The sequence below is a fragment of the uncultured Subdoligranulum sp. genome (assembly GCF_937890665.1).
Genome location: NZ_CALADU010000063.1, coordinates 1 through 4362, shown reverse-complemented (window position 1 = coordinate 4362; position 4362 = coordinate 1). Strand labels below are relative to the sequence as shown.

The following is a 4362-nucleotide window of genomic DNA, read 5'->3' as shown; positions in this document are numbered from 1 at the left end:
ACACCTACGATGTCCTCAAGAAGTACGGCACCGATCTGGTGGCAGAGGCCCGGGAGACCAAGCCCGGCCGAACTCTCTGCTTTTACGAGGTGGAGATCCGGGACCAGGCGGGGACGCTGCTGGGGAACGGGTCCTTCACCTTCTACAAGCTGGACCGGGAGATCCCGCTGTGAAAAGCGCATACAAAAAGACCGCCGAAGGGCGGTCTTTTTGTATGCTTATTTCTTGAAGCTGTCCTTCAAGCTCACAGATCGGTTGAACACCAGATGGCCGGGCTTGGAGTCCTTGCTGTCCAGGCAGAAGTAGCCCAGGCGCATGAACTGGAAGCTGGCGGGAGCTGCGGCATCCGCCAGGGAAGGCTCCACCTTGCAGCCGGTGAGGCCCTCCAGGGAGTTGGGGTTCAGGCACTCCAGGAAGTTCTTGTCGGCGGCGTCCGGGTCCGCGTCGGTGAACAGGTTGTCGTACAGCCGCACCTCCGCGTCGATGGCGGTGGCGGCATCCACCCAATGGATGGTGGCACCCCTCACCTTCCGGCCGTCAGCGGGGTCGCCGCCCCGGCTCTCCGGGTCGTACTCCGCCAGCACCTCGGTGACGCTGCCGTTCTCGTCCTTCACGCAGCCGGTGCAGCGGATGAGATAGGCCCCTTTCAGGCGGCACTCCGGTCCATTGGGGTAGAGCCGCTTGTACTTGGGCACCGGGGTCTCCAGGAAATCGTCGGACTCGATCCAGAGGTTGCGGGAGAAGGCGATCTCCCGGGTGCCGGCGGCGGGGTCCAGGGGGTTGTTCTCCACGGTAACGGTCTCGCTTTTCCCCTCCGGATAGTTGGTGATGGTCAGCCTGATGGGCCGGATCACCGCCATGGTCCGCTGGGCGGTCTCGTTCAGGTCCTCCCGCAGGCAGTGCTCCAGGAAGCCGTATTCCACCACGTTGGCAGACTTTGCCACACCGATGCGCTCACAGAAGTTCCGGATAGACCGGGGCGTATAGCCCCGGCGGCGCAGGCCGCAGAGCGTGGGCATCCGGGGATCGTCCCAGCCGGAGACCCTCCCCTCCTCCACCAGCTTGCGGAGCTTGCGCTTGGAGAGCACCGTGTGGTCGATGCCCAGGCGGGCAAACTCGATTTGCCGGGGATGGCTGGGCAGGTCACAGTGCTCTACCACCCAGTTGTAAAGGGGCCGGTGGTTTTCAAACTCCAGGGAGCAGAGGGAGTGGGTGATGCCCTCCAGCGCGTCCTGGATGGGGTGGGCGAAGTCGTACATGGGATAGATGCACCACTTGTTCCCCTGGCGGTGATGGGGCAGGTAGTTGATCCGGTAGAGCACGGGGTCCCGCATGTTGAAGTTTCCGCTGGCCAGATCGATCTTGGCCCGCAGGGTGTACTTGCCCTCCGGGAACTCGCCGTTCTTCATCCGCTCGAACAGGTCCAGGCTCTCCTCGATGGGCCGGTCCCGCCAGGGGGAGCGGGCCGGAGTAGTGGTATCTCCACGGTACTCCTTGAACTGCTCCGGCGTCAGCTCGCAGACATAAGCCAGGCCCTTCTTGATGAGGCCCACCGCCTGACGATAATCCTCGTCAAAGTAATCCGAGCCGTAGAAGAACCGGTCGCCCCAGTCAAAGCCCAGCCAGTGAATATCCTGCTGAATGGCGTCTACGAATTCCTCGTCCTCCTTGGTGGGGTTCGTGTCATCCATCCGCAGGTTGCACAGGCCGCCGAACTTCTCCGCCGTGCCGAAGTCGATGGTCAGCGCCTTGCAGTGCCCGATGTGCAGGTAGCCGTTGGGCTCCGGCGGGAACCGGGTGTGGACGGTCATCCCCTCGAACTGGCCGCCGGGGCCGATGTCCTCCTCGATGAAAGCGTGGATAAAGTTCCGGCTCTCCGGCGCCTCGTCCTGCGTCAGCTTGATCTCCTCTGCCATGCGCTGTCATTCCTCCCTCTCGCGCAGTGTATCGTTGGTATGCGTACACGTTAGGATATTTATTATACAAAATCTGACGGGGAAATGCAATACGTTGTTTTAGACGCTTCAATTCGCAAAGTAAATTTGCGAAAATTATTGTACCTTATCCTAAACTTCAATTCGCAAAGTAAACTCCTTGAAAAAGAACACACCCTATTCGGTGTGTTCTTTTCTTATTGATATATTTTAACAACCTAATCAGCGATGCAAAGAATTTTGTGCTACAATCGCTTTCACTACGGACATAACTTGATCGGCAAATGATTTAGCTTTTTTATATTCGTCTGAATTATACTTAGTTTGGGGTAAAAGGTTAAGCGTCCTTGTTGGATTTAAGGCGCTACTAAAATAGATGACAATCTTGACATCTTTTACTATGCTGCTTTTTGTAAAAGCGCCTATGATTGCACCGACACCGCCAGCCAATATACTGCCAACGACTATTCGCTTTATGCCACCAGTTTTTGCATCGGTCTGTAAAAATTCACATCCAATGATAGATGTTGTAAGATAATCTTCTTCATACGTTTTCTGTTCGTCCTTGTAGCCTCGAAAGATATGACAAAGTTTCATTTTATGCCCTTTAGGGTCTACAAGAATTAAATAGTAATTATCTTTTACATTATATGAAATTGAACGAATGTCCTGATGTCCTGCCGTTTCGCAAAATTTCGTTTTTATGATTTCAATTTTTTTCTCAAAGGCTTCTTTCTCTTCTTTTAATTGCCGTTCCGATTTAACCATCGGACTTGGATCGGAACCAAGTATTAGAAAACCCGCAACAAAAAATATAAAAATTACACCCAAAAATATACTCATCACTACCACAAAAACAGTATCCTCCATCTTCCATTTTACCTCCTCATACTCCACCTAAAATTTCTTCAATCTTGGGTTTGATACCATCCTCACATTCTGCATAAAGCCGCATAATTTCAACTAATGTAAAGATGCCAAAGTTAAACCCAACATAAAGAACAATGTAACCAAGGGCCTGCGGAATAAAGTTTTTCAATGCCACAGGCAGGGATTTTGCCTCAAATTCCTGTCCTTCCGGCAACATCGTATATAGCTGGAAGAACAAATATCCGAACAGGACACAAACGATATGGAAAGCAATCACGCTGAACTTCGTGCTTTTGAAATCTTCGATGTTCCAAAAGTCCTTTAGCTGTCTGTAATCCTCTTCGATTTCCGGCCTTAGTTCATAGGTCTTAACAATCGCTCTTGCGGATTTGCTTAGGTCGGTAGAAACAAACACAAAGTAATTGTTCGCCTTTATATCCCAAACCACACAGGCGTTCATATCAACATCTTCTGCTGGCTTGTCACTCTGCCACATTGGGCCGATGTTTTTCACCAATGCAATTTTTTGATATATCCGCTTTTTGTTGGGGTGATTTTCCCACTTGTTCGCCGCCTTTGCGATCTGGACAGCATACTTGTATGCGTCCATGTTTTTTCTAAGTGGAATATAGGTATCGGTTTTATGAGTGGTCTTTACCAAGTTGATAATATCTCTGGAAATAAATCCACGGTCATTGATTAAGATGTCGCCATCATGCAGAACTTTTGTAACCTTCATGAGCGCCCTTGCAATTTCAATTTCCGGGCAACTCATAGGAACAACGACGGCTTCTTCAATAATTCCAGTGTCTTTATAAAGTCCACGGACAGTAAGCATGGTGTATCCCCTTGTGGGTTCGCCGTGCTTATTTCTTCCAATGGCAGACAACTCATAATTCGGATTATCAAGGTTCACTTCCAATGGTGTACTATCCATAATATGAATATGGGGAGCCACATCAAGTTGTGGAAGGATTTGCTGTTGAACTATACGGCGATAGGCACCAACCAACTCATATCCGGTGTACTTTCCAATCAGAAACCGGAGACTGCTTTCACGCATAAGCCCGTTATATGTCCCGTCAGGGTCATACAAGCTATAACCGAGTTTAGCAAGCGTTCGGTGGTCTGTAATAGCAAACGGAATGTCAGAAAGGCTACTATGTATTTTCATTTTGGCCGCTATCGCAGAAGCCCAGATCAGTTCAAACGGAACCGTCTTGTTGTGCCCACGCCTATCAGGGATACCAGCGTTCAAGCAATCCAGAACTCCATGCTTGTTCATAGAGAGAATGATTTCATCCACGAGATTGGACGTACTCAAAGCAGCGGCATCCAGTTTGCCTTTTCTAACCATAGCCAGAACGGACTCTTTGTTATTCCTGCAAACACGGACCATAATAGCACCCCCTTCTCCTTGTCTACTATTAGTAGAACATACGGACACTATTCTTGTCAATACTAAAAGTATAATTTTTCTTCACCAAATGTATATTTTCTCAGGGGTAAAATGGAATAGAGGTGATTTTTTATGGCTGGAAACCACATCGGAACCCAA

The 4362-nt window shown here is 50.2% G+C and carries 3 protein-coding genes; all 3 read right to left on the bottom strand.

The window, feature by feature from the left end:
* Nucleotides 1-218: 218 nt before the first annotated feature.
* The 3 genes from Q0526_RS03520 to Q0526_RS03510 all read right to left on the bottom strand — a co-directional run bounded on the left by Q0526_RS03520 (nucleotide 219) and on the right by Q0526_RS03510 (nucleotide 4203).
* Nucleotides 219-1916: a glutamine--tRNA ligase/YqeY domain fusion protein gene (locus Q0526_RS03520; protein ID WP_298730900.1), complete on the bottom strand. Its 1698-nt coding sequence runs from the start codon at nucleotides 1914-1916 to the stop codon at nucleotides 219-221.
* A gap of 240 nt (nucleotides 1917-2156) precedes the next feature.
* Nucleotides 2157-2804, bottom strand: a complete 648-nt coding sequence (locus Q0526_RS03515) for a hypothetical protein (RefSeq protein ID WP_298730899.1) — start codon at nucleotides 2802-2804, stop codon at nucleotides 2157-2159.
* Nucleotides 2805-2820: 16 nt separating this feature from the next.
* Entirely contained in the window at nucleotides 2821-4203 is a 1383-nt protein-coding gene (locus Q0526_RS03510; RefSeq protein ID WP_298730898.1) for a transposase, read from the bottom strand.
* Nucleotides 4204-4362: the final 159 nt, after the last annotated feature.